The organism is Allobosea sp. TND4EK4 (assembly GCF_900156025.1).
GTDB lineage: Bacteria > Pseudomonadota > Alphaproteobacteria > Rhizobiales > Beijerinckiaceae > Allobosea.
Window position 1 is genome coordinate 64292 of the sequence record NZ_FTMO01000009.1, and the last position, 25825, is coordinate 90116.

Consider the following 25825-nt stretch of genomic DNA (forward strand, 5'->3'; position numbering starts at 1 on the left):
CCACGCGTCCGGGTCATATTGTTTCAAGCTTAAAATATCTGCAAGGGGCCGCCGGGGAGAAAATGCATGGCCGGCGAACAGGCACCCGCCGCGGTCGCCGTGCCGGCAGATCGCAAACAGGGACGGATGGCCGGGCAGCGACCTGTCGGGGCTCTGGCGACCTGCGGCAGGAGTGTCCCCGTCAGAAGCTCATTCGCAACTGGGCGGTTCCGCCGAGGCTCCTGGTCCTGGCGGAAACTTCGCCGTCAACGCGCACGCCGAGGGTCACGCGCTCGCTGAGCCTGGCATCGAGGCCGGCGGCGATCAGGGCGGCGTTCCTGTCCGGCCTGGCTCCCCGGGTGATGAAGCCGGCGCCGGGCAGGGCGACCAGATTCGCGGTGATCCCGGCATCGCGCTGGAGGTAATGGGCCCAGGAGGTCCGGACAAAGGCGGAGAGCGGGACGGCGCCCAGCAGAGCCTGCGTGTCGATTTGCGCGCCGAGCTCGGTCCGGCTCGTCGTGTCGCGGCGCCCGGAGACGGCGAGGGCTGCCGCGTTCGTGCCGAAGGCGGAGCGCTCGCTGAAAGCGGGGCTGCGGACCGTGACGGCCTGAAGTGCCGCGAGCGTCGAGACCGTGAACCCGCCCCCGCTTGCAAGCGCGGCACTGGCCTGGATGCGCCCGCTCCAGGCCGTGCTGGTGTAGGAGGAGAGCAGCGTGTTGCCCAGCAGGGGCACGGCGCGGCTGACATCGCTGTCCAGCCTGCTGTAGCTGCCTGCTGCCGCCAGATCGAGCGACCCCAGCCGGGTCAGGCCATAGACGCCGACCTGGAGCACGCCGGCATCGATCTTGCCGAGCCCTCCGCCGAGTGAAGCGCGGGCCTTTCCGGCCGCGATGGCCAGGCCGGCGACCGTGCCGGCTCCGACGCGCAGATCCGCGCCCACCGCCAGGTGGCCATCGCCGATCGTGCGCGGCGCGGAGCCGATGCGAGCGGAACCATCCATGCGTGCGGCCGAGCCGGAACTGGCGCCCCACAGCGAAAAGCGCGGCTGGTCGAGGAAGGATGGTCGGCCCCGTCCATCGTCGCTGCTGCCGGCCCCGCTGGAGAAGGTGGCCACATCCGGCGCTGCGGCCGAAGGCGCAAGCCGCCCCGGCAGGGCCGTATCGAGCATCATTCCCAGGAACCGGCCGGCGGCCCCGTTGGCGAGCGCCGGAACGCCGGTATGGGCTTCGCCTGAAAGCTGGTTGACCGCGGCGGGGATCGCGGCCGCCGGGAGGTTGTACAGATTGAAGAGCGGCGAGGCATCGGCGCCGCCCGCGACCGCGCCGTCGATCGCGCCGGCCACCGCCAGGGCATTGGCCGGGCCGCTTCCCGTAGCCGGCGAAATCGGGGACGGGGTCGGCTGTGCTGGCCCGCTGCCCACTCCGCTCGGCGTCGGCGCTGTTGGATCCGTCACGATCGGGGTCAGCGGGCGCGGCTCCAGGGTCAGCCGCACCTCATTGCCCGTATAGGCCACGGTCGTGCTGACGCCGTCGCCGAAGGCACCGGCCTGATCGATGGCCTGGAAGGCGCCGGTTCGGCCGCCCGCGGCGGACAGCAGAGTGTAGGGGCTGTTGAAGCTGTAGGCGCCGCCGAGCGGCACCAGCCGCAGCGTTCCCGCGAGCGCAGCAGTGCCGGAGACGTCGATGCGGTCCGCGACAGGGCCTTGCACCTCGGCACGATAGGTCGAGGCCGCGTCCATCGTCAGGTTGCCGTCGATGGTGAGCGTGCCCGGCGAGTTTCCGGGCGAGAGCGTGCCGCCGATGACCGTGACCGCCGGAACCGTCCCCGAGCCGGCGAGCGTGGCGCCGGCGTTCAGCGCCAGTCCGGAGGAAGCCGCGATCGACCCGTTCACGATCAGTGTCCCGCCGTTTACGATCGTCGAGCCGGCATAGCTGTTGGTGCCGCTCAGTGTCAGGCGGCCGGTGCCGGTCTTGATCAGGCTGCCATTGCCGTCGGCGCCGAGATTGCCCGCGAAGCTGCTGTCGGCGTTGCTGCCGCCGATGGTGAGGTTGCGTCCGACGCCGAAGACGACCTGCGAACTGGCGGTGCCGTCGAGCGCGCCGATGCTCTGGTCGGCATTGATCCGGAAGCGCGCCCCATTGCCGTTGAGCGTGACGCGGGCTTGCGGCGACAAGGCATTGACCGCCGCGACATCCAGATCCCCCCCCGCATTGACGGTGACCGCCCGTGAGTTCGGGAGCGTGCCGCCGAGCGCGACACGCAGCGTCCCGCCTGAAACCGTGGTGGGGCCCGTGTAGGAATTGAGCCCGTAGAGATCCTGGCTGTTGCTGCCGACCTTGGTCAGGCCCCCGCTGCCGCTGATCGTCCCGAAATAGCCGATATTCGCTCCCCCGCCGATCGTGAGAGTGGCGAAACCCAGGTTGATGTTAGCGCCCGGGTTGCCCGTCAAACTGGCGACATGCTGGCTGAATCCCGCGAGCGACCAGCTTCCGGCGTTGAGCGTGACGTCGCTCGCTGCGGGAAGCGCATTGGAGGTGCCCATCAGCAGCGTGCCGCCGTTGACGATCGTGGCGCCGGTATAGGAGCTGTTGCCGGACAGGGTGAGCGTGCCGGTTCCCTCCTTTGTCAGGCCTCCGCCACTGCCCGAGATCTCGCCGCCGAATGTGGAGCTGCCATTCTGAGATCCGGCGCTCAGGCGCGCCCCTGTGCCAAGCGCGATCAAGCCGCTGCCGGTCAGGCCGTCCACGGCGAGGTTCGAGTTGAGCGCATGCGTGCCGTCGATCTGAAGAGTGGTCGCGCTTTCCACCGCGGCCGGGTTGTTCGTCGTCAGCGTGGTCCCGGGACGGACCTCGAGCGTTCCGATACTTCCGCCGGTTCCGGTCCAGGTGGTGTCAGCGGTGAAGATCAGGCGGGACGCGCCGGTGATGCTGGTCGAGAAGGTTCCGCCGCCGATGGTCAGGGATGCGCCCACGATGCCGATGGCTCCGCCACCGCTGAGGCGGCGGATATAGGAGTTGTCGCCCGCGAACTGCAGCGTCGCACCGTTCGCAATCGTCGTGGACCCGAAGGCGAAGCCGAAGTCACCGAGCCCGAACTGATTGCGCGGGCCGGCGATGACGGTGCCACCGTCGATGATCAGGTGGGAACCGAGGCCGCCTGACCCGTTCCAGCCCGTCACCAGAATATCTCCGGTGTCGGAGGCCGAGCCGAGATAGATTGTGGAGCGGGCCCCGAGATGGCCGAAACGGAATGACAGGGTCTGGCCGGCCACCGCCGACAGGCGGGCGGTCGAGTCGTCATCGGTGAGAACAGTGCTTCCGAGGTCGAGCGTGTTGAGCGCCCGGATATGGCCGGCCGTCCCGATGAAGGTCAGCGTGTTGAAGGGGTAGGGATTGCTGGTCGAGACCTCGCCCAACCCCCCGACATTGCCGTTCGTCTGCGCAGAGGCTTCCTGAAGGCCGGCGCATGCGGCGGTGACGAACAGCGCGACGCAGAGGAACGGCGAGTGCCTGCGATCCCGGCGTGCGGCGAGGCGGATGGCGGCCCTGCAGGGCGTGGCATGGGCACGGTCCGCGGGATGAGTGGCGCCGATCGGCGCGGCACGATATCCTTGCTTTGAATCAAGCGGCTGCATGCGGCGCATCAGGGCCACGACGCCCCGGGGCCGCAAAGTCCAAACTTTGCAAGTATCGCCGATGACTGAGGTCCCGGATGCGGCCGTCCGCCGCGATCTTCTTCACCCCGCCATCGCCCGTCATGCCGAAAAAGGACCATGGCCCGATGCCGCCGGACTGATCGGACGCGGCCTCTTTCGGGATGCCTTGCGCTCCTACTGCGCCACGATGCTGCAGCCGCACGCGGCGGGCTGGCCGGCGGACAAGTTCTTCGGCCAGAAGCTGCGCTATCTCGTCTGCTTCGTGCTGATCGGTCTCGATGCGCGCTGGCGGCGGGGCGCGGGAGAAGCGCCGACGCTCTCCACGCTCCAGCGCGTCGCGCCTGCGAGCGGCCGGCAGGTCGCGGCGCTGATCACTGCGATGAAGCTCGGCGGGTATGTCGTCGCCAGCCCGTTGCCGGAGGACCGGCGTGCCCTGCGGCTCAGCCCCACCATGGCGCTTCTTGCGGAAATCGGACGCTCGCCGCTGGCTTTTCTGGCGGCGTCCGAGCGCCTGGAGCCTGCGTCACAAACGATGACCGCAAGGCTCGGCAGCGACGCCGTCTTCGCGGGCGACTGGCTCGGCACTTCCTATGATGCGTTTCTGGAGGAGGACATCTATTTCGGCCCCTTCGCCAACATCGTTCGGCTCACGGCGCAGGATTGCGGCTTTCCCGTGCTGTCCGCCGTCCTCGGAGCGCATTATGCCGCGCTCGCCGATGTGCCGGCGCCGGCGCTTCTCTCCTATGGTTCGCTGGCGGAACGGTTCCGCGTCTCGCGCCAACATGTCGGCAATATCCTGGGCGACGCCGAGCTGAACGGTTGCTTCAGCGTGGGTCGCGGCGGGCAACGCGTCAGCATCGCACCCGACTTCCTCTGGGAGTTCGAAAGCTGGGCTGCCGGCCAGATGGCGCATTACCGACGCCTTGCCGAGCGCGTTCTGGCGCAAGCCGGGGCGAGCGGGCCGCCGGCTCGGGCCGCTGCCGGTGCGACGCCGCCAGGGGGGCTCTAGCGCAGTCTGCTCGCGCGCTCGAGATGGCTGCGCATGAGGACGCTGGCCTGCCGGAGATCGCCCGCCTGGACAGCATCCAGCATCGCCAGATGCTCCCGGCAGTTCACCTCGACGCGCTCGTAGCCAAACGACCAGTCGTAATTCGAGAGCCGCCTGAGCTGGTTCAGCCGCTTCACCGCGGAATGGATGAAGCGGTTGCCCGATCCTGCCGCGAGCCCCTCGTGGAACGCGGCATTCATCTCGAAGAAGCCGATGGCCGACCCCTCGCGCCAGGGACGCGACAGCGTCTGGCGATGATCGCGCCGCATGGCCTCGATCCAGCTTTCCGCCAGCGCGAAATCCGGCTCCAGGAAGCCCATCGGCTCGATCAGCACGCGGAAACGGTAGCGCTCGGCATGGGCGCGCGGATCCCGCGGGGGCGCCAGGAAGCGCCAGCCATAGCCGGGCTTGCGCTCCATCATCTCGAGCTCCGCCAGCCGCCGCAGGAGCTGCTGCGCCGGCTGGCGGGAGAGGCCGTAACGCCGCATCACCTCCTGCTCGGACACTTCGTCGGCGAGCTGGCCCGATTCGCGGTCATGGGCCAGCCGCACCATCGCGGTCTCGATCGTGTCGTCGTCGCCGGCGGGGGCGGTGAGGGGCGGATCGAGATCGACCAGCTCGATGCCGCGATGGGGATTGCGCTTCGCGATCCCGACGGAGGCGAGATGATCGAGCGCGCCCCTGACCGGCGTGCGCGAGACGTTGAGGCGGCGGGCGATGTCGCTCTCGTTCAGCCGGCTGCCGGCGCCCAGCCCGTCGGAGCGGATCAGATCCATGATCCGCTCGGCGAGATCCAATTGAAGTCTGGTGGTCATGAACCGGCTTGATTGTTTTTGTTGCGGATGAAATACATCAGACACCGCATCGAGCGAAGCTTCGGACCCGCCTGGCCATGATCGAACCGATCCCCTTCATCGACGTCTCCGGAACGCCCTACGAGCGCGGCCGCCAGCATGGCGCCGCAGTGCCGGGCCGCGTCAAGCGCTCGATCGAGCTCTATGGCGGGCAGCTCGGCGAGCTCGGCTACGATGCCGCGGCGAAATCGGCGCTGATCCGCGACTTCGCCAAGGAGATCGAGGCCTTCGGCGCCCATTACATCGAGGAGATGCGCGGCATCGCCGATGGTGCCGGCGTCGCGCTCGAAGACGTCGTCATGATCAATGCCCGCACCGAGGTGATCGCCAAGGCGCGGCTCCTGAAGAACAAGCCGATCGAGCTCGGCGAGGACGAGGCCGACGACGGCTGCACGGGCGCCGTGATCCTGCCCGAGCGCAGCGCGACCGGCGCGGTCATCCATGGTCAGAACTGGGACTGGAAGGCCGAATGCGCGGAGACGGCGATCGTGCTGCGCGTGCGGCGCGAGGACGGGCCGGATATCCTCACCTTCGTGGAAGCCGGCGGGCTGGCGCGCAGCGGCATGAATTCCGCCGGCATCTGCATCACCGCGAACTATCTGGAATCCGACCGCGACTTCAGCCAGCTCGGCGTGCCCCTGGCGCTGATCCGGCGCAAGGTGCTGGAGCAGGAGCACTTCGCCTTCGCGATCAAGGCGGTCGCCGGGACGCCGAAATCCTGCTCGAACAACATGATGATCTCGACCGTCCAGGGGTTCGCGATCGATTTCGAATGCGCGCCGGACGAGGCCTTCCCGATCTATCCGGCTGACGGGCTGATCGTTCACGCCAATCACTGGGTCGGTGCGGTCGCCCTCGCCAAGGTCAAGGAAGCGGGAACGCCGCGCGTGCCCGATTCCTTCTATCGCGACTGGCGGGTGAAGAAGCTGCTCGACGAGGCGGGCGGCAAGCTCGGCGTCGAGGACATGAAGGCGGCGTTCTTCGACGACTTCCTGACGCCGCATTCGGTGTGCCGCCCGCCGCGCCCGAACGATACCGGCAACCTGTCCGCGACCGTGGCGATGGTGGTCATGCAGCCTGCGCTCGGCGTGATGGAGGTGTGCCCGCTGCCGGCGCTGAACCGGACCTTCACGCGATACAGCCTGAGCGAGGAGCCGCGCAGCCTGGCGCAGGCCGCCGAATAGAGCGCGGCCGGAACCTCGTCAGCACCCGGTCGACAACAAGCCAAGAGGGGACCCGTGCCGATGTTTCGAAAGATGGTCTGGGGAGGGGCGCTCGCCGCGCTCACGCTAAGTGCGCCGGCGCAGGCGGCGACCGCTCTGCGCGTGCAGTTGCCGGCAGATATCCGCTCGATCGATCCGGGCGTGAACCGCGACCACAACACTGACGGCGTGGTGCTGCACATGGTCGAAGGGCTGGTCGCCTATGGCGAGGACGCCGCGCCCAAGCCGCTGCTTGCGGAAAAGGTCGATATCGCGCCGGACGGCAAGCGCTACACCTTCACACTGCGCAAGGGCGTTAAGTTCCACAACGGCGCCGAACTGACGTCCCAGGACGTCGTCTGGAGCTGGAACCGCTACATGGACCCGAAGACGGATTGGCGCTGCCTGTCCGAGTTCGACGGCCGCGGGCAGGTCAAGGTGCTGGGCGTGACCGCGCCCGATTCGTTGACGGTCGTGTTCGAGCTCGACCGGCCGAGCGCGCTGTTCCTGACCTCGCTGGCGCGCACCGACTGCGCGATGGCCGGCATCCTCCACAAATCCTCCGTGAAGGCGGACGGGTCCTTCGACAGGCCGGTCGGAACCGGCCCGTTCAAGCTCGGGGAGTGGAAGCGGGGCGAATTCATCCGGCTGGAGCGCTTCGCCGGTTACACGGCGCTTCCCGGCAAGCGCGACGGCTTCACGGGCGCCAAGCGGCCGCTGGTGGACGAGGTCCGCTTCGTCGTGATCCCGGACAGCGCCACCGCCAAGGCGGCGCTCGTCAGCGGCGACATCGACGTCGTGCCGGATGTCGCCAATGCCGATGTCGCCGAGCTGAAGGGCAATGACCGCGTCAAGCTGTCCGTCGTTTCGCATATGGGCCTCGTCGGGCTGATCATGCAGACGCGCGATCCGGTCCTGGCCAACCCAAAGCTGCGCCGCGCCATCGCCGCGGCGATCGACAAGCCCGAACTCGTTGGCTCGGTCACGGACGGGCTGGGGCAGCCGAACGGCTCGGTCGTGCCGAGCCTCTCGGCCTATCACGGCAAGGTGCAGGACGAGGATGTCGCCTACGATCCCGCCGCCGCCAGGACGCTGCTCGCCGAGGCCGGATACAAGGGCGAAAAGATCACCATGCTGGCCAACAAGCGCTACCCGCAGAGCTTCAACGCGGCGGTGGTCGCCCAGCAGATGCTGCAGGCGGTGGGCCTCAAGGTCGAGATCGAGGTGCTGGAATGGGCGACGCAGCTCGACCGCTACAGCAAGGGCAGCTACCAGATCCAGGCCTTCCCCTATTCCGGCCGGATGGACCCGGCCTTGTCCTTCGAATCGATCACCGGACCCAAGGACAAGCAGCCGCGCAAGCTCTGGGACAACCCCGAAGCGCAGGCGCTGCTGGAGAAATCCATGGTGATCGCCGATCCCGCCCAGCGGCAGGCGATCTTCGACGACCTCCACCGCCGCTTCCTGGCCGAGATGCCGATGGTGATGCTCTATAACGGCATCGCCGGCGGCGCGAGCGGGCGCAGGGTCGCGGGCTATGCCTCCTCGCTGACCTCGCTGCCGCGGCTGTGGGAGGTCTCGGTTGACTAGCACCGGACACCCTGCGGCCTCGGCCCTATGGGGTGTCTTTCTGGATATGGCTTTCGATCAGGGCCGCCAGCCGCGCGGGGTCGCGCTGCCTCAGCGCCTCGACCATCTCGTAATGGTCGCTCTCGCTGCGAAGCAGGGATTCGTGCGAGGCCCAGACCGACAGCGGAGCACCCCTGGCCCGGTCGCGCAGGCTCCAGATCAGCTCTTCCAGGATCGGGTTGCCGCACAGCCTGTAGAGCAACTGGTGAAACTCGCGGTTGACGCGGCTCTGGTCGGCGCGGGTTCCCCGGCGCACTGTCTGGCCGAACTCCGCCGCCATGGCCGAAAGCCTGGCGAGGCTCGGTTCGTCGAGATTCGCGACGATGCCGGAGGCGGTCGCGCGCTCCAGGATCACGCGCGCGGCCTTGATCGCCCGCAAGGTCTCGAGATCCGTCTCGGCGACGCGATAGCCCCGGTTCCGGACATGCTCGATCGCATGACGGAGCACCAGTTCCTCCAGCGCGGCGCGCACGTCGAAGCGCGTCGCCGCGAAGCGCTGCTCGAGATCGATCTGTCGCAGCCACTCGCCGGGGCGATAGGAGCCCTCGCTGATCGCCGTCCAGATTTCCTGGGCGAGGGCGCGCTTCGGGCTCGGGGCCGGCGTAGCAGGGGGCTGGGGCAACGTCATGCGGCCTCTCTAGCGCGCTTTTGGCCGGCCCGGAATGGGCTGAAGGAGGCGGGTCCGACGAGCGCTTGCGCCCTGCAGAATACAATGCCATTGTATTGGCGCCAATTTATTCGCCAATTATGAGAGAGGCCAGGTTATGGCGACTTCGACGACCGCCGCGACCAGCGAGCAGGACCAGCGCGGGCGGGCGCTCTACGACCTCGACCGCACCACCGTCTTCGCCAGCAAGGCCGATCCGCGCTTTGCTTATTGCCTCTACGTGCCGCCGGATCTCGCCGAGCGCGACGAGAAGCCGGAGTTGATCGTGGCCATGCACGGCACCGGCCGCGGCTTCATCGGCTATCGCGACGCCTTCGCCGAGTTCGCCCGCTGGCACAATTGCATCGTGCTCGCGCCGCTGTTTCCGGTCGGGGTCTGCGGCGATGGCTATCGCGACGGCTTCAAATACATGCGCGAAGGCTCGATCCGCTACGACGAGGCCCTGCTGGCAATGGTCGACGAGGTCGGGGCGCGCTACGGGCTCGACTTCCACCGCTTCGGCCTGTTCGGCTATTCCGGCGGCGGCCATTTCACCCACCGTTTCATGCTGCTGAACCCCAAGCGGCTCTGGGCGGCCTCGATCGGTGCGCCTGGCTCGGTCACGCTGCTCGACCCAAGCCGTGACTGGTGGGTCGGGACCCGCAACCTGCATGCGCTCTTCGGCGTGGAGCCCGATCTGCCGGCCATGCGCGAGGTGGCGGTGCAGATGATCGTCGGCGCGGCCGATCTCGACACCTGGGAGATCACCCATCGCGAGGGTGGCCGCAACTGGATGCCCGGCGCCAACGATGCCGGTCGCACGCGGCCCGAGCGGCTCGCCGCCTTGCGCGATTCCTTCGCCGCCGCCGGCATCGCGGTGCGCTTCGAGCTGGTGCCGAACATGGCGCATGACGGGATCCGCGCGGTGCCGCGGGTCCAGGACTTCTTCGCCGACATCCTGGCGCGCCGACGCGGCTCCGCTGCCGCGTGCGCCGCCTGACGACGACCATTTGAAGGGAACGAGCATGATCCGCATCGCGACATCCGCCCTCGTCCTGGCTCTGCTCGGCGCGACGGCGCAGGCGCAGACTGTGAACGTGGCGCTCAATGCCGACATCCGCAGCACCAATCCGGGCGTCAACCGGGACGACAACACCGATGCGGTGGTGTTGCACATGGTCGAGGGGCTCGTCGGCTATCGCGAAAACGGCGCCGTCGCGCCGCTGCTGGCCGAGAAGATCGACCTTTCGTCGGACGGGCTGACCTACACCTTCCATCTGCGCAAGGGCGTGAAGTTCCACAACGGCGCCGAGATGAGTTCGGCAGACGTATTGTGGAGCTGGAAGCGCTATATGGACGCCAAGACCGACTGGCGTTGCCGACCGGAATTCGATGGCCGCATCGGCCTCAAGGTGACCGAGGTCGCGGCGCCCGATCCGGCAACCTTCGTGATGAAGCTGGAGAAGCCGAGCGCGCTCTTCCTCGACACCATGGCCCGGACCGATTGCGCGATGGTCGCGGTCCTCCACAGGGATTCGATCAAGCCCGATGGCAGCTGGGACAAGCCGATCGGCACAGGCCCGTTCCAGCTCGCCGACTGGCGCCGCGGCGAGTATGTGCTGCTGAAGCGGTTCGACGGCTATGTTTCTCCGCCGGGCGACAGGCGCGACGGCTATGTCGGCTCCAAGCGCGCGCTCGTCTCCGAGGTCAAGTTCCTGGCGATCGCGGATGGCGCCACCGTCAAGGCCGGGCTGGTCTCGGGGGCGCTGGATGTCGCCGATATTCCCGACGAGGAAGTCGCGGAGATGAAGAAGGCCGGAACCGTGCAGGTTCTGGCGGCGCCCAGCGCGACCAAGCACGCCTTGCTTCTCCAGACACGCGACCCGCTGCTGTCCGACGTCAGGATGCGGCAGGCCATCGCCTCCGCGCTCGATATCGACGAGATCGTGGGCGCCGCTTCGAACGGCCTCGGCCAGGTCAACAACTCGGCCGTCTACATCACCTCGCCGTTCCACGATGCGGTGCAGAAGAAGCGCTACGCGCATGACCCTGCACGGACGAAGAAGCTGCTGGCGGAGGCGGGTTACAAGGGCGAGACGATCAAGCTGATCGCCAACAAGCGCTCGACCGTTCCCAGCTATCCGGTGGCGATCATGGCGCAGGCCATGCTCCAGGCCGCCGGCATCAAGTCCGAGATCGAGATCCTGGAATGGGCCACCCAGCTCGACCGCTACTCGAAGGGCAATTTCCAGATGATGTCCTTCAGCTATTCCGCCCGCCTCGATCCGGCCCAGAGCTACAACCAGTTCACCGGCCCGAAGGACAAGATGCCGTCCAAGGTCTGGGACAGCCGCGAGGCCGACGCCCTGATCGAGAAGGCGACGCTGATCAGCGACGAGGCCGAGCGCCGGGCGATCTTCGACCAGTTGCATACGATGATGCTGGCCGATGCGCCGCTGGTCTTCCTCTACAACCAGGTCGACACGGCCGCCGTCGCGAAGCGCATCCAGGGCTTCGCACCATGGGTCGCCTCGAAGCCCCGCCTTTGGGAGGTCAGTGTCGCGAAGTGATTTCGCGGCACGACAGACATCGGCTCGGTCACCCGCGCATCCGGCCGGATGCGCGGGTGACCGAGCGGCATCGGGCTTGGGAGGGCTTTGATGTTTCGTTTTGCCTTGACGCGGATCGGGATGGCCTTGCCGACGCTGCTGATCGTCGCGGTATCGGTATTCGTGCTGATCCGGCTGATCCCGGGCGACCCTGCCCAGCTCATGCTGGGGGATCTGGCGACGCCGGCGAGCCTTGCTGACCTGCGCGCCCGGCTGGGACTCGACCAGTCGCTGCCGGCGCAGTTCGGGATCTGGATCGGCAATGTGCTGACCGGGGATTTCGGCCAGTCGATCTCGTCGCAGCAGGCGGTGCTGCCGCTGATCCTGCAGCGCTTCGCCGTCAGCGCGCAGATCGTGCTGGTGGCGGTGCTGCTGGCGAGCCTCGTCGCCGTGCCGGCCGGCGTCATCGCCGCCTGGAAGCAGGATTCGGCTCTCGACCTCGGCCTCGTCGCCACCGCAACGCTGCTGCTCTCGGTTCCCACCTTCTGGCTCGGCCTCCTGCTGCTGCTGTTCTTCGGGCTCAAGCTCGGCTGGCTGCCGGTCGTCGGCTATGTCTCGATCGCCGAGAACCCCTTGGCCGGCGTGCTTTACCTCGTGATGCCGATCCTGACGCTGTTCCTGCATGAGATCGGCGTGATCCTGCGCATGGCGCGCGCCTCGACGCTGGAGGTGCTGCGGCTCGACTACATCACCCATGCCCGCGCCAAGGGCCTCTCGGAGGGCGCCGTGCTCTGGCGCCACGCCTTCAAGAACGCCTTCGGCCCGACCTGGACGCTGATCGGCCTCGTGCTCGGCAATCTGCTCGGAGGCATCGCGGTGGTCGAGACGGTCTTCACCATCCCCGGTCTCGGGCGCCTTCTGGTCGATGCCATTTTCGCCCGCGACTACCCCGTGATTCAGGGCTGCATGCTCTTCATCGCCTTCACCTATGTGCTGGTGAACCTCGTCATCGACCTCTGCTACCCGGTCTTCGACCCAAGGGTGACCGCCCAATGAGCAGCGACAGCACCATGGGCACCGGCGCCTCCGTGAAAAAACCCAGCCGCACGAAGCTCCCGGCTCCCAACGCGATCGTCGGCGGCACGCTGATCGGCATCCTTCTGCTCGCCGCCGGCACCGGCGCGCTGTGGACGCCCTACGACCCGCTGAAGCTCTCCTTCCGCGAGAAGCTCGCGGCACCCTCGGCCCTGCACTGGCTCGGCACCGACGAGTTCGGCCGGGACGTGCTCTCGCGCCTGATGGCGGGCGCGGCGACCTCGGTCTGGATCAGCATCCTCACCGTGACGCTCGCCGTGGTGGCCGGCACGCTGATCGGCCTGTTCTCCGGCTATATGCGCGGCTGGACCGACCGCATCATCATGGCCTTCAACGATGCGCTGCTCGCCTTCCCCGGCATCCTGCTGGCGCTCGGCCTGCTCGCGGTGGTCGGGGCCAACAAATACGGCATCATCGTAGCCCTGGGCATCGCCTATACGCCGTCCGTCGCCCGCGTCGTGCGCGGCACGGTGCTCTCGCTGCGCGAGCGGGAGTTCATCGCCGCCTCGCGGGTGATGGGCAATTCCGAGGCCTTCACCATGGTCCGGCACATCCTGCCGAACTGCATCGCGCCGCTGACCGTGCTCGCGACCTCGATGTTCGGCTATGTCCTGCTGGCGGAGAGCGCGCTCTCCTTCCTGGGGCTGGGCGTGCCGCCGCCGGCCCCGACCTGGGGCAACATGCTTGCGGGCTCCCGGCCCTATATCGGCCAGGCCGTCTGGCTCGGCATCTTCCCGGGCCTCGCGATCTCGCTGACGCTGCTCGGCATCAACCTGCTCGGCGATGCCGTGCGCGACAGGCTCGACCCACGGATGAGGGGCTCGCGATGACAAGAGCGCTCTCAAGCGAAGCGGGCATCGTCTCGCGCGAAGAAGATGTGTCGACCAAGGCCGCCGCAGCTGCGCTCCTCGATGTGGCCGGCCTGACGCTCAGGATCGGCGGGACCGGCCGCACGGTCGTCGCCGACGTCTCCTTCCAGGTCTTTCCGGGCGAGATCGTCGGCATCGTCGGCGAATCCGGCTCGGGCAAGACGCTGGCGGCGCGTGCCGTGATGGGCTTCATCCCGCCGGCGGTCAGGCTGGAGGGCGGCACGATCCGCTTCGAAGGCCAGGACGTGATGGCGATGTCCGCCAAGGACCTGCGCGCCATGCGCGGCGCCAAGGTCGGCATGGTCTTCCAGGAGCCGATGACCTCGCTCAACCCCTCGATGCTGATCGGGCGCCAGCTCGACGAGGGGCTGGCGCTGCACCGCAAGCTCGACGCGTCCCAGCGCCGGGCGCTGATCCTCGACATGCTCCGCAGCGTCGGCCTGCGCGATCCGGAAGGCGCGCTCAGCGCCTATCCGCACCAGTTCTCGGGCGGCATGCGCCAGCGCATCATGCTGGCCTCGGTGATGCTGCTGAAGCCCGCGCTGCTGCTGGCCGACGAGCCGACCACCGCGCTCGACGCCGTGGTCCAGCGCGACGTCATGGAGCTGATGGTCGAGCTGACCAAGGCCAACGATACCGCCGTGCTGCTGATCTCGCACGATCTCGGCATGGTCGCGCGCTATTGCAGCCGCATCGTCGTGATGTGCCAGGGCGAGGTCGTCGAGCAGGGCAAGGCCGAGGACATCCTCGCCCGGCCGCGGCACGCCTACACCCGCAAGCTGCTCTCGGCGATGCCGCATCGCCTGCCGGCGCGCTTCCTGCCGGAGGCGAGGACGCCGATCGTCGCGGTGCGCGACCTCGTCGTCGACTATCCCGGCCGGCAGGGCTTCTTCCGCAAGGGCGAGGCCAAGCGCGCGCTGCACGGCATCAGCCTCGAGGTGCAGCCGGGCGAGGTCGTCGCGGTGGTGGGCGGCTCGGGCTCGGGCAAGACCACCCTCGGCCAGTCGATCGCGGGCCTCGTCAAGCCGACCGGTGGCGAAATCCGCTTCAACGGCAACCCGATCACCAAAAGCGCAACCGCCTGGTGGGACTACCGGCTGAACTGCCAGATGGTGTTCCAGGACCCTTACTCGTCGCTCGATCCGCGCATGACGATCGGCCAGCTCGTGGCTGAACCCTTGCGGCTGGTCACCGACATGAGCCCGGGCGACAGTAAGGCCCGCGTCGCCGAGGTTCTCGCCGAGGTGGGCTTAGGCGACGGCTTCGCCGCGCGCTATCCGCACGAGCTTTCCGGCGGCCAGCGCCAGCGCGTCGCGATCGCCCGCGCCGTCGTGCGCCGCCCGAGCTTCGTCATCGCCGACGAGCCCGTCTCGGCGCTGGACGTCACCGTGCGCGCCCAGGTGCTGGAGCTCTTCGACGACCTCCAGAAGAAACACGGCTTCTCCTGCCTGTTCATCAGCCATGATCTCGGCGTCGTCGAGCAGATCGCCGACCGGGTCGTCGTCATGAACGAGGGCCGCATCGTCGAGGAAGGCCCGCGCGACGACATCTTCGACAACCCGCAGCACGCCTATACGAAGACATTGCTCTCGGCCGTGCCGGGCCTCGAATCGACCGAAGGCGGCGGGGTCAGATTGTTCTGGAGGAAGGACAAGGCATGACGCTTTCCCCCCGGCTCTGCGGCACAGGCGGAACCGTGGCGTGATCCCGGCTCCGTCCCCGGGCTGAGAGCAATCAGCGTCCGCTCGCGGCCGGGCCTCCTCAGGCCGTTTCCACGGCTTTTCCGAGACCCCGCGCCAGAAGTCGCGTCATCCGTTCGGCGAAGGCGCTCGCATCGCGCGGGCGCTCGCCGTCAAGGACGCGGGCGGTGTCCAGCAGCAGATGGGCGGCGTCGGCGCGCAGGGCGGCGTCCTCGATCGTGGCGAGCGCTGCGACCGTCGCATGGCGCGGATTGACCTCGAGGATCGGCTTGGCTGCGCTGCCGAGGCGCCCGGCGGCGCTGAGCAGGCGCTCGAACTGGCGGTCCGGCCCCTGGTCGGAGGCGACCAGGCAGACGGCGCTCTCGGTCAGCCGGTCGGAGGCGCGTACATCGTCCACTTCCTCCGCCAAGACCTCCTTCATCGAGGCGAGCAGCGCGCCGATCTCGGCACTGGTGTCGGCCGGGGGAGGGGCCTCGCCGTCGAGCAGCGGGATCAGGCCGAGATCGGCCGAGCCCTGCGTCACCGATTTGAACGGCTTGCCCTCGAAGTCGAGACCGGCGGAAACCCAGAAGCTGTCGACCGGATCGGACAGCAGCAGCACCTCGATGCCGCGCGCGCGGAAGCCTTCGAGCTGGGGCGAGGCCGCGATCCGCTCGGCATCGTCGCCGGCGATATAGTAGATCGCGGTCTGGTTCTCGCGCAGGGACCCGAGATAGTCCTGCAGGCTGCGCCGGCCTTCGCCGGACGCCGTCGTACGGAAGCGGGCGAGGCCCAGCAGCTGCGCCCGCCGCTCGACATCCTCGTAGAGCCCCTCCTTGATGACCGCGCCGAAGTTCTCCCAGATCTTGCCGAAGGCGTCGCCATCCTGCTCGGCGAGCTTGGCGAGATCGGACAGCACCCGGTTCGTCACGCCCTTCTTGATCGCTCCGAGCAGGGGGCTGTCCTGGATCATCTCGCGCGAGACGTTGAGGGGCAGGTCGGCCGTATCGACGATACCGCGGACGAAGCGCAGATAGCGCGGCAGCAGCTCGGCCTCGTCGGTGATGAAGACACGCTTCACATAGAGCTTGATCCGGCCCTTGCGGTCGGCGTCGAAGAGATCGAACGGGCGCGCGCCCGGGACAAAGGCCAGCGCGGTGTATTCGTGCCGGCCCTCGGCGCGGAAATGGATCGTGGCGGCCGGCTCGTCATACTGGCCGGCGACGCCGCGATAGAATTCGGCGTAATCCTCCTTGGAAATCTCGCTCTTCGGCTTGGTCCAGAGCGCGGCGCCGTCGGCGAGCGTCTGCGCCTCGGCGCCCGGCTTCTCGACGAGCGCGATCGGGACCGGAACATGGCCGGACTGCTCCTTGACGATGCGCTCCAGCGTCCAGCGCTCGGCATAGGTCCTGGCGTCCTCCATCAGATGGAGCGCCACGCGGGTCCCCCGGGCCGGCGCATCCTCCAGCGCCACCGGAGCGACGGTGAACTCGCCCTTGCCGTCGGAGGACCAGGCCCAGGCTTCGTCGCTGCCGGCGCGCCGGCTGACGACCTCGACGCTGCTCGCGACCATGAAGGCGGAATAGAAGCCGACGCCGAACTGGCCGATGAGCTGGGCGCCCTCCTTGCCTTCCGCCGTTGCGACGCGCTCCATGAAGCTGCGCGTGCCGGAGCGGGCGATGGTGCCGAGCGCCTCGATCATCTCGTCCCGGCTCATGCCGATGCCGTTATCCGCGATGACGAGGCGGCCGGCTTCCGCGTCGGCGGCAATGGTGATCGCCAGCTTCGGCTCCTCGCCGAGCAGTTCGGGCCTGGCGATGGCCTCGTAGCGCAGCTTCTCGCAGGCGTCGGCGGCGTTGGAGATCAGCTCGCGCAGGAAGACGTCCCGGTCCGAATAGACCGAGTGGACCATCATGTGCAGGAGACGGGAGACGTCGGCTTCGAAACTGCGCTGCTCGGGGGTGGCGTTCGTCATCGTTGATATCCGGATCGACTTCAAACAGGCGGGCGCCCGTCAGCCGCGGCGCCCTCGCATCGTCGGTCATCCATACCCACCCGAATTGCCGGAGCAAGATGCTTCTTTTAACGCTCCGCGATGATCGCCTCGGTGCTGATCAGCAGGGCGCCACCTCCGGGTCTCGCCCCTGATGGGAAGATCAGGCGTCGGGCGCCACGGCGCGGCTGATCCGACGGTGCTCTGAAAGCAGATGGGCCGGCTCAGGCAGCCGCGGCGCCGGGCAGATGGCAACTGACCGCCACGCCCCCGTGGGGGCGCAGCTCCGGCGGATCGACACGACAGCGATCCATCGCCATGCCGCAGCGGGGATGGAAGCTGCATCCTGGCGGCGGCGCGATCGGGCTCGGCACCTCGCCCGACATCGGCCGACGCGCGCGGTTCGGCCGCTCGACATCGGGGATCGTGTCCAGCAGCAGGCGCGTATACGGGTGCTTCGGATCGGCGAAGACGGTCTCGGCCGGCCCCGCCTCGACGAAGCGGCCGAGATACATGATGGCGAGCTGATCCGACATGTGCCGGACGACCGAGAGGTTGTGGCTGATGAAGAGATAGGTCAGGCCGAGCTCCCGCTGCAGCCGGACCATCAGGTTGAGCACCTGGGCCTGGACCGAGACGTCGAGCGCGGAGGTCGGCTCGTCGCAGACCAGGAAATCGGCTTCCGTCGCCAGCGCGCGGGCGATCGAGATCCGCTGGCGCTGCCCGCCGGAAAAGGCGTGCGGATAGCGCGCCGCATCGCTGCGGGACAGGCCGACGATCTCCAGCAGATCGCCGACGCGCTCCGTCGTGCTGGCCTTGTCCGGGCGCAGCTTCAGCTCGCGGATCGGCTCGGCGACAATGTCCCCGACGCGCCAGCGCGGGTTCAGCGACGCGTAAGGGTCCTGGAAGATCATCTGCACCCGCGGCGGGCCGAGCCTGCCATCGGCGCGGCGGATGTCGCGGAAGCTCAGCACGCCTTCGGTCGGGTGCTGCAGGCCGACCACCATGCGGGCCAGCGTCGATTTTCCGCAGCCGGATTCGCCGACGATGCTGAAGGTCGTGCCACGCTTCACGCTGAAGGAGACGTTCTCGACGGCGCGCAGGATGCGGCGCGGCTCCTTCGAGAACAGGCGAGACAAGGCTGGCGCCGAGACGTCGAAGCGGCAAGAGGCTCCGGAGACGTCGAGGACGACGTCGTCGGTCTTGTCCTCCGCCGAAGCGAGGATCGCCGGCTGATCAAGCATGGGCCAGCTCCTTCAATGGGACATGGCAGGCGGCTGCGTGGGCCGATGGCGGCAGGCCGGGCTTCTCGTCGCGGCACAAGGGCAGGGCGCGGCCACAGCGCGGGTTGAAGGCGCAGCCGGGCGGGATGGCATTGAGGCGTGGCATCGCGCCGTCGATCTGGTTGAGCCGCGCGTGCCGCGCGTGGACGCTCGGGATCGAAGCCATCAGCCCCGCCGTATACGGATGATGCGGCCGGCGGACGACCTCCTCGACCGGGCCGATCTCGACGATGCGGCCGGCATACATCACCGCGACGCGGTCGGCCGTTTCGGCGATGACGCCCATGTCGTGGGTCACCAGCATGATCGCCGTGCCGTGCTCGCGGCAAAGGCGCTTCAGCAGCGTGGTGATCTGCGCCTGGATCGAGACGTCGAGCGCGGTGGTCGGCTCGTCGGCGATGATCAGCGCCGGTTCGGCGCAGAGCGCGAGCGCGATGACGACACGCTGGCGCATGCCGCCGGAGAACTGGTGCGGATACTGGTCGATGCGCGTCTCCGCGGCGGGAATGCCGACCTCCTTCAGCAGCGCGAGCGCGCGGCGGCGCGCCTCCGCCTTGCCGACCGGCAGATGGGTGGTGATGGTCTCGACGAGTTGGTCGCCGACCGTCAGCAGCGGGTGCAGCGAGGTCAGCGGGTCCTGGAAGATCGCGCCGATGCGGCGCCCGCGCAGCCGGCGCATCTCCTCGGCCGGCAGATTGTCGATGCGGCGGCCCTCCAGCAGGATCTCCCCGCCGGCGATCCGGCCGGGCGGGTCGAGCAGGCCGATCACCGCCGTGCCGGTCAGCGACTTGCCGGCGCCGGACTCGCCGACGACGCCCAGGATCTCGCCCGGTGCGATGTCGAAGGAGACGCCGTCCAGCGCCGTCAGCGGGCCATGACGGCCGTCGAAGACGATGCGCAGGTCGCGGACGGAGAGAAGCGGCGCGGCGACAGATGCGGTCATGGGGCGGCCTCGATCGGATAGCTCGACGAGAAGATCTCGCTCACCGGCGGGTGGTTGTGCGTGCGTTGCGGATAGCGCGCCATCAGTCCTTCGAACTGCCGCTGGGCGCGCGCATTGTCGGCCGCCTCGTCGATGCCGGGGATGACGCGATCCTCCATGACGAAGCGGCCGTCGATCACCACCGTCGAGACGTCGCGGCCATGGCCGGTCAGCAGCATCGTCTGGATCGGGTCGATCACCTGCCCGGTATGCGGGCGGTCGAGATCGAAGACCACGATGTCGGCGCGCGCGCCGGGCTGGAGGCGGCCGAGATCGGGCCGGCGCAGCGCATCGGCCCCGCCAATGGTGGCGGCATCGTAATAATCCTCGGAGCGGACGGCGGCGGCATTGCCCGCCATGGTTCGCGCCAGGATCATCCCGACCTGCAGGTTCATCACCATGTCGGGCGGGCTGGTGTCGGTGCCCATCGCGAGCTTGAGCCCCATCGCGTGGTAGCGGCCGAAATGGTCGATGGCGCTGCCGTGGCGCCCGGAGACCAGCGGGCAGTGGACGATGCTGGCCCCCGCATCGCGGATGATCTCGAGGTCGCGGCCGGGCCGCTCGACGAGGCGGCTGCCGGAGACGACGGTGCCATGGGGCAGCAGGCAGCGCTCGTTCAGGAAGCCGAGGCTTTCCAGCCATTCCGGCGGGCTCATGCCATGCTGGGCGAGGACGAGGTCGTATTCGATCTTCGACTGGCAGCAATGCAGCCGAACGGGAATGTCGAGGTCGCGCGAAGCGGCTGCCGTGCGGCGCAACAGCTCGGCGGTCGAGGTCTCGATGCGGTCGGGCGCCAGCATGCCCAAGATCAGGCCGCCCGCGGCGCCCTCATGGCGCCTGGCGAAATCGATCGCGGCGTCGAGTTCCGCGAGCCCGCGCTCCTCGTCGTAATGGGTGGCGATCGTTCCGTCCGCCTCGACCAGCTGGTTGCCGGTGCGATAGGCCGGACCGAGATAGGCGCGCAGGCCGAGCGAAGCGGCGGCTTCTGCCGCGTCCTCGAATTCCTGAACCGTCTCGCCCCAGGCCCGGTAGAACAGCGAGGCGATCGGCAGGGCTGTGGTGATGCCGTTGCGGATCAGCGCGGCGAAGGCGTGCCTCTTCTGGAAGGCCAGTTCCTCGCGCGAATACATCTCGTAGGGGCCGGCCTCGAGATAGCTGCGCGGCCAGACGCGACCCTTCTTCCAGGCCGGCTGGTTGTCGTAGCCGAGGATGGTGGTGTCGAGATCGGAGAGCGCGTCGCAGTCGATGAAGCCGGGCCCGATCACGGCCTGGCCGTAATCGATGCGGCGGGCGACCTCGCCGGGAAAGCGATGGCCGACGAAGACGACGGCGCCGCCCTCGAAGACGATCTCGCCATTCTCGTAGAGCCGGTGGCGGCCGTCCTTGTGGCCGACGAGCCAGCGGGCCGTCAGCAGGATGCGGCCTTCCGGACGTTGGGCCGGCTGCAGGCTCACGGCGCGGTCCTCACCGAGACGCCGTCGCGCGCCACCACCTTGCCGCGCTTCAGCACGCGGCGCTTCGGCGAGCGGGTGACGATGGCTTCCGCCACCGTCTCGCCCGGCAGGATGACGAGATCGGCGGCCTTGCCTTCGGCGAGGCCGTAATCGGCGATCTCCATCACCTTCGCGCCTTCGGTGGTGCAGACGTCGAGCGCCAGACGCAGTTCATCGTCGCGGCGGAAGTTGTTGCGCAGGCCGACGAACATGGCGCGCTCCAGCATGTCGGCATTGCCATAGGGCCCCCAGGTGTCGCGGATGCCGTCGGAGCCGGAGCAGACGCGCACGCCGGCGGCCAGCAGCTTCTTCACCGGCGGGGCAGGGCGGCTGGCGGGTGCCGTCGTCATGATCGCGATATCGAGCGCGACCAGCTCCTCGATCAGCGGATCGACCTGCGCCGGGTCGCCGCCGAGGCAGAAGGCGTGGCTGACCGTCACCTTGCCGGCCATGCCGAGGGCGCGGGTGCGCTCGACGATCAGGTCGAAGGAGAACAGCCCCATCTCGCCCGGCTCGTGCAGATGGATGTCGAGCGGCTTGCCATGGCTCTGGCAAAGCCCGAAGACGGCATCGAGATGGCCCTTCGGGTCGCGGTCGATGGCGCAGGGATCGAGCCCGCCGACGATCTCGCAGCCCGCCTTCATCGCCGCTTCCATCAGCTCCAGCGTGCCCGGGCGGCGCAGCAGGCCCGATTGCGGGAAGGCCACGAGCTCGATGTCGACGATGTCGCGATAGGCGTCGCGGGTCGCCATCACGCCCTCGACGCCCCAGAGCCCATGCTCGGTGTCGACGTCGACATGGCTGCGGATATGGGTCGAGCCCATCAGCGAGGACTGGATCGACTGGCGTGCCGATTGCCGGGCCGGGTCGATGTCGAGCCGCTTCTTGTTTTCGCGCTCGTTGTCGATCTTGTCGAGGAGCTTGGGGCCGACCTCGTTCTTGTACCAGGGCTGGCCCCAGAGGCTCTTGTCGAGATGGGTGTGGGCCTCGACGAGACCGGGGATGACGATCTCGCCCCGCCCGTCCTCGACCGCCACGCCGGCCGGCGCCGCGATATCCTTACCGATGCGGGCGATGCGGCCACCGTCGACCAGGATGTCGACGGCCGGGCCGGCATAGGGGCGGACGTTCTTGAGGAGGAGGGAGGCGGTCATGGGCGTGTCCTCGTGGTTTCTTGTGATCGTCAGCGCAGCTTCGGGTTCAGCGCGTCGCGCAGCCAGTCGCCGAGCAGATTGACCGACAGCACGATCAGCCCGAGCTGAAGCGAGGGGAAGACGACGAGCCACCAGGAGCCGGAGAAGAGGTACTGGTTGCCGATGCGGATCAGCGTGCCGAGCGAGGGCTGGGTGATCGGCATGCCGACGCCGAGGAAGGACAGGGTCGCTTCCGAGAGGATGGCGAGGCCGAGATTGAGCGTCGCCGCGACCATCACGGGGGTCAGCGTGTTGGGCAGGATGTGGCGCAGCATGATGCGCGTCGCCGGCACCCGGATGATGCGGGCGGCGAGCACATATTCCTTGCGCCGCTCGACCATGGTCGAGGCGCGCACGGTCCGGGCGTATTGCACCCAGTTGGTCAGCGAGATCGAGAGCACCAGCACCATCGCGGCGAAAGGCTCGCGCAGCTCCGGCGGCAGCAGGCCGCGGAACAGGGCGGAAACCAGGATCGCCATCAGCAAGGTCGGGATCGACAGCACGGTGTCGCCGAGCCGCATCAGCAGATTGTCGATGCGCCCGCCATGGAAGCCCGCCACGAGGCCGACGAAGACGCCGATGACCATCGACACCACCACGGCACAGAAGCCGATGATCAGCGAGATGCGCGAGCCGTAGAGGATGGCGGAGAGCACGTCGCGGCCCTGCGGATCGGTGCCGAGCAGGAAGGGCCATTCGCCGCCCTCCTGCCAGATCGGCGGGATCTCGGCCTTGTCGATGAAGATCTGCGAGAGGTCGTAGGGATTCTGCACCGCGATGAGCGGAGCGAGAAACGCCGTCGCCACCAGAACCAGCAGGACCAGCGCCGAGAGCCACGCGACCGGGGTCGTGCGAAAGCTCCAGCCGATGTCGCTGTCGAGGAAGCGGCGCAGGCGGCCGGGCGCCTTGGCGGTTTCAGCGGGCCGGACCTTCTCAACGAGCATTAGCGGCTCCCGAAAGCGCGTCGTCGCGCAGCCGCGGATCGACATAGGCATAGGTCAGGTCGACCAGCGTGTTCAGCGAGACGAAGATGAAGGAGACGATGATCAGATAGGCCGCCATCACCGGGATATCGACGAAGGTCACGGCCTGGACGAAGAGCATGCCCATGCCGGGCCACTGGAACACCGTTTCGGTCACCAGCGCGAAGGCGATGAGATTGCCGATCTGCAGGCCGGTGACGGTGATGACCGGCATCAGGCAGTTGCGCAGCGCGTGGCCGAAATGGACCGAGCGGGACGGCAGGCCGCGGGCCCTCGCGAAGCGGATGAAGTCGGTCCGCATCGTCTCCAGCATTTCGGCGCGCACCAGCCGCATCACCAGCGTGATCTGGAAGACCGAGAGCGTGATGCCGGGCAGGATCAGCGCCGCGCGGCCGGACGGCGTCAGGAAGCCGGTGCTCCACCAGCCGAGCTTGACCACCTGCCCGCGGCCGAAGGCGGGCAGCCATTGCAGCGTCACCGAGAAGACGAGGATCAGCATGATGCCGAGCGCGAAGCTCGGCAGCGAGACGCCGAGCACCGAGCCGAATTGCAACGCCCTGGCCAACGGGCTCTCGCGCCGGATCGCGGTGTAGACGCCGAGCGGGATGCCGATGGCGAGCGAGAGGAAGGTCGCGACCAGCACGAGCTCGAAGGTCGCCGGGAAGCGCTCTGCGATCAGCCCGAACACATCCTGCTGGTTGCGGTAGGAGATGCCGAAATCACCCTGCGCCGCGTTCTTCACGAAGGTCGCGAACTGGAGCGCGACGTTCCGGTCGAGACCCAGCCGCGTGCGCAATTCGTCGCGCTGCTGCTGGCTCGCCTGTTCGTTCAGCATCAGCTCGACCGGGTCGCCGACGAAGCGGAAGCTGACGAAGGCCAGGAACGCCACCGCGAGCATGACGCCGGCGGCGTTCAGCAGGCGCTTGAGGAGGAAGGCCGGCATGGGATGGTCTCCTGATCCGGGCGTCGGTCTTTGGCTGTCATTCCGCGGCTTCGCGCAGCGAAGAACCCGGAACCCACGACGGGATGAGACATGGAACAGCGGCAATGCAGGCCGCTCGCCCGGTCGTGGGTTCCGGGTTCACGCCTTCGGCGTGCCCCGGAATGACAGAAGGATCACTTCAGCCTGGTCAGCCACAGGCGCGGCTTGTTGTCCGAGGCCTGCACCATGGTCTCGACATCGCCGCGCATGGCCCAGGCCATCGGCTGCTGGTGCAGCGGGATGAAGAGCGTCTCGTCCTTCACCAGCTTGAGCGCCTGCTTCATCAGGGCGATGCGCCTGGGATTGTCGAGCTCGACGCCGGCCTGGTCGATCAGCGCATCGACCTTGGCGCTGCCCCAGTCGCCCCAGTTGAACACGCCGGCGGTGCCGGTCTTCGAGTGGATGACCTGCACCAGCAGAGAATAGGCGTCGATCATCGGCTCGTTGGCCCAGCCGAAGGAGATGACGTCGAACTCGCCCTTGGTGCGCTTCGGCGTCTGCTGGCTGCGCGGCGCAAGGCTCAAGTTGGGCTTGAGGCCGGCGCGGGACCACATCGAGGCCACCGCCTGGCAGAACTCCTCCTCGTTGACGAGGCCGTCGCTCTGGCAGTTCATCTGGAAGGAGAAGCCGTTGGGGTAACCGGCTTCGGTCAAGAGCTTCTTGGCCGCCGCAAGGTCGAAGGGCGGGCGCTCGTCCTGCGAGGGCTCATAGCCGGGAATGGCAGGGGCGATCAGCGCACCGGTGTTGCGCGAGAGGCCGCGCATGGCGCGCTTCTGCACCGCGTCGATGTCGATCGAGCGATACATCGCCTCGCGGACGCGGATGTCCTTGAGCGGGTTCTTGTCCTTCACCTCGCTCTCGAACAGCTTGTCCCTGAGGTTCAGCGCGAAGAAGACCGAGCGCAGCTCGTTGGTCTGCTGAACCTTGACGTCGGGCGAGGCCTTCAGCCGCGGCAGGTCCTGGAGCGGGGCGACATTGGTGAAGTCGATCTCGCCGGAGAGCAGCGCGGCGACGCGGGTCGAGGCCGAGGTGATCGGCGTGAACTCGATGCGGTCGATATTGTGCTGCGGCCTGTCCCACCATTTCGGGTTCCTGACGAAGACCGTCTTGGCGTCCGGCTGGCGGCTCTCGATCGAGAAGGGGCCGGTGCCGTTGGCATGGTCGGTCGGATAGCCGGTGACGCCCTTGCCGACATCGGTCGGCTTCAGTGCGTTGTTGGTCTCGAGCCACTTCTTGTCGAAGATGAAGATGTTGGTGAGGTCGTTCAGCAGCAGCGGATAGGGGCCGACGACCTCGATCTCGACCGTATGGTCGTCGATCTTCCTCGCGGATTTATAGGCCGGCAGATTCCCCTTCAGCGGCGAGGCGGCGTCCGACACCCGGTCGAGCGAAGCCAGCACGTCGTCGGCGGTGAAGGGGTCGCCGTTGTGGAAGGTCACACCCTTGCGCAGACGGAAGCGCCAGACCGTCGGCGAGACCGTCTCCCAGGATTCGGCCAAAGCGGGCTCGATCTTGAGATCGCCGGTGTAGCGGACGAGCCCCTCATAGACGTGGTTCAGCACCGAGAGCGTGAAGGTTTCGCCGAAGGAGTAGGGGTCCAGCGAGGCGATCTCGCGCCCTGCGCCCCATTTCAGCGTCTTGGCTTCCGCCGCGCCGCTCAGCGCGAAGGCGGCGACGGCCGCCAGCAACCAGGCCTTCTTCATCGTGGTGA

At 68.0% G+C, this 25825-nt stretch carries 19 protein-coding genes; 8 read left to right on the forward strand and 11 right to left on the reverse strand.

Annotated elements, in window-relative coordinates:
• Positions 1-181 precede the first annotated feature (181 nt).
• A complete protein-coding gene (locus tag BW981_RS15230; protein WP_175624142.1) occupies positions 182-3613 on the reverse strand; it encodes an autotransporter outer membrane beta-barrel domain-containing protein in 3432 nt (1143 codons plus the stop codon).
• A gap of 61 nt (positions 3614-3674) precedes the next feature.
• Between BW981_RS15230 and BW981_RS15235 the strand changes: the two genes are divergently transcribed.
• Complete coding sequence (locus BW981_RS15235; RefSeq protein WP_076440688.1) at positions 3675-4643, forward strand: hypothetical protein; 969 nt, start codon at positions 3675-3677, stop codon at positions 4641-4643.
• Here BW981_RS15235 and BW981_RS15240 read toward each other — a convergent pair.
• On the reverse strand, positions 4640-5497 hold the full coding sequence (locus tag BW981_RS15240; protein ID WP_076440690.1) for a GntR family transcriptional regulator: 858 nt from the start codon (positions 5495-5497) through the stop codon (positions 4640-4642). The two genes, BW981_RS15235 and BW981_RS15240, sit on opposite strands and share 4 nt — an antisense overlap.
• Positions 5498-5574: 77 nt before the next feature.
• Between BW981_RS15240 and BW981_RS15245 the strand changes: the two genes are divergently transcribed.
• Together BW981_RS15245 and BW981_RS15250 are read left to right on the forward strand one after the other, a co-directional pair.
• The gene (locus tag BW981_RS15245; RefSeq protein ID WP_076440692.1) at positions 5575-6720 is read left to right on the forward strand and encodes a C45 family autoproteolytic acyltransferase/hydolase; all 1146 of its coding nucleotides are present in this window, start codon (positions 5575-5577) and stop codon (positions 6718-6720) included.
• Positions 6721-6780: 60 nt separating this feature from the next.
• Complete coding sequence (locus BW981_RS15250) at positions 6781-8328, forward strand: ABC transporter substrate-binding protein (protein ID WP_076440694.1); 1548 nt, start codon at positions 6781-6783, stop codon at positions 8326-8328.
• Positions 8329-8353: 25 nt separating this feature from the next.
• On the opposite strand, the gene BW981_RS15255 is transcribed toward BW981_RS15250, so the two are convergent.
• Positions 8354-8995, reverse strand: coding sequence for a GntR family transcriptional regulator (locus BW981_RS15255; RefSeq protein WP_083712391.1), 642 nt, complete (start codon positions 8993-8995; stop codon positions 8354-8356).
• Between the two features lie 136 nt (positions 8996-9131).
• Here BW981_RS15255 and BW981_RS15260 point away from each other — a divergent pair, with 136 nt between their 5' ends.
• The 5 genes from BW981_RS15260 (at position 9132) to BW981_RS15280 (ending at position 15187) form a co-directional block, all read left to right on the forward strand.
• Positions 9132-10013: a hydrolase gene (locus tag BW981_RS15260; RefSeq protein WP_076440696.1), complete on the forward strand. Its 882-nt coding sequence runs from the start codon at positions 9132-9134 to the stop codon at positions 10011-10013.
• A 25-nt stretch (positions 10014-10038) separates the two neighbouring features.
• The gene (locus BW981_RS15265; RefSeq protein WP_076440698.1) at positions 10039-11583 is read left to right on the forward strand and encodes an ABC transporter substrate-binding protein; all 1545 of its coding nucleotides are present in this window, start codon (positions 10039-10041) and stop codon (positions 11581-11583) included.
• A gap of 90 nt (positions 11584-11673) precedes the next feature.
• Positions 11674-12618 carry an ABC transporter permease gene (locus tag BW981_RS15270; RefSeq protein ID WP_076440700.1) on the forward strand — a complete coding sequence of 315 codons (945 nt, stop codon included), beginning with the start codon at positions 11674-11676 and terminating at the stop codon, positions 12616-12618.
• Between the two features lie 14 nt (positions 12619-12632).
• Positions 12633-13487 carry an ABC transporter permease gene (locus BW981_RS15275; protein ID WP_076440790.1) on the forward strand — a complete coding sequence of 285 codons (855 nt, stop codon included), beginning with the start codon at positions 12633-12635 and terminating at the stop codon, positions 13485-13487.
• Positions 13484-15187, forward strand: coding sequence for an ABC transporter ATP-binding protein (locus tag BW981_RS15280; protein ID WP_083712392.1), 1704 nt, complete (start codon positions 13484-13486; stop codon positions 15185-15187). The genes BW981_RS15275 and BW981_RS15280 overlap by 4 nt, the downstream gene beginning before the upstream one ends.
• Before the next feature lie 100 nt (positions 15188-15287).
• On the opposite strand, the gene htpG is transcribed toward BW981_RS15280, so the two are convergent.
• The 8 genes from htpG to BW981_RS15320 form a co-directional block, all read right to left on the reverse strand.
• The gene (htpG, locus tag BW981_RS15285) at positions 15288-17180 is read right to left on the reverse strand and encodes a molecular chaperone HtpG (protein ID WP_139333784.1); all 1893 of its coding nucleotides are present in this window, start codon (positions 17178-17180) and stop codon (positions 15288-15290) included.
• Between the two features lie 242 nt (positions 17181-17422).
• Entirely contained in the window at positions 17423-18442 is a 1020-nt protein-coding gene (locus BW981_RS15290; RefSeq protein WP_076440702.1) for an ABC transporter ATP-binding protein, read from the reverse strand.
• A complete protein-coding gene (locus BW981_RS15295) occupies positions 18435-19424 on the reverse strand; it encodes an ABC transporter ATP-binding protein (protein ID WP_076440704.1) in 990 nt (329 codons plus the stop codon). The genes BW981_RS15290 and BW981_RS15295 overlap by 8 nt, the downstream gene beginning before the upstream one ends.
• Positions 19421-20917, reverse strand: a complete 1497-nt coding sequence (locus tag BW981_RS15300) for an amidohydrolase family protein (RefSeq protein ID WP_076440706.1) — start codon at positions 20915-20917, stop codon at positions 19421-19423. Before BW981_RS15300 ends, BW981_RS15295 begins: the two co-directional genes overlap by 4 nt.
• Positions 20914-22110, reverse strand: coding sequence for an amidohydrolase family protein (locus BW981_RS15305; protein WP_076440708.1), 1197 nt, complete (start codon positions 22108-22110; stop codon positions 20914-20916). The genes BW981_RS15300 and BW981_RS15305 overlap by 4 nt, the downstream gene beginning before the upstream one ends.
• Before the next feature lie 29 nt (positions 22111-22139).
• Positions 22140-23093 (reverse strand): ABC transporter permease, encoded by a 954-nt coding sequence (locus BW981_RS15310; protein WP_076440710.1) that lies wholly within the window; start codon positions 23091-23093, stop codon positions 22140-22142.
• Positions 23083-24075: an ABC transporter permease gene (locus BW981_RS15315; protein WP_076440712.1), complete on the reverse strand. Its 993-nt coding sequence runs from the start codon at positions 24073-24075 to the stop codon at positions 23083-23085. Before BW981_RS15315 ends, BW981_RS15310 begins: the two co-directional genes overlap by 11 nt.
• A gap of 173 nt (positions 24076-24248) precedes the next feature.
• Positions 24249-25817 (reverse strand): ABC transporter substrate-binding protein, encoded by a 1569-nt coding sequence (locus tag BW981_RS15320; protein WP_076440714.1) that lies wholly within the window; start codon positions 25815-25817, stop codon positions 24249-24251.
• Between the last annotated feature and the right edge of the window lie 8 nt (positions 25818-25825).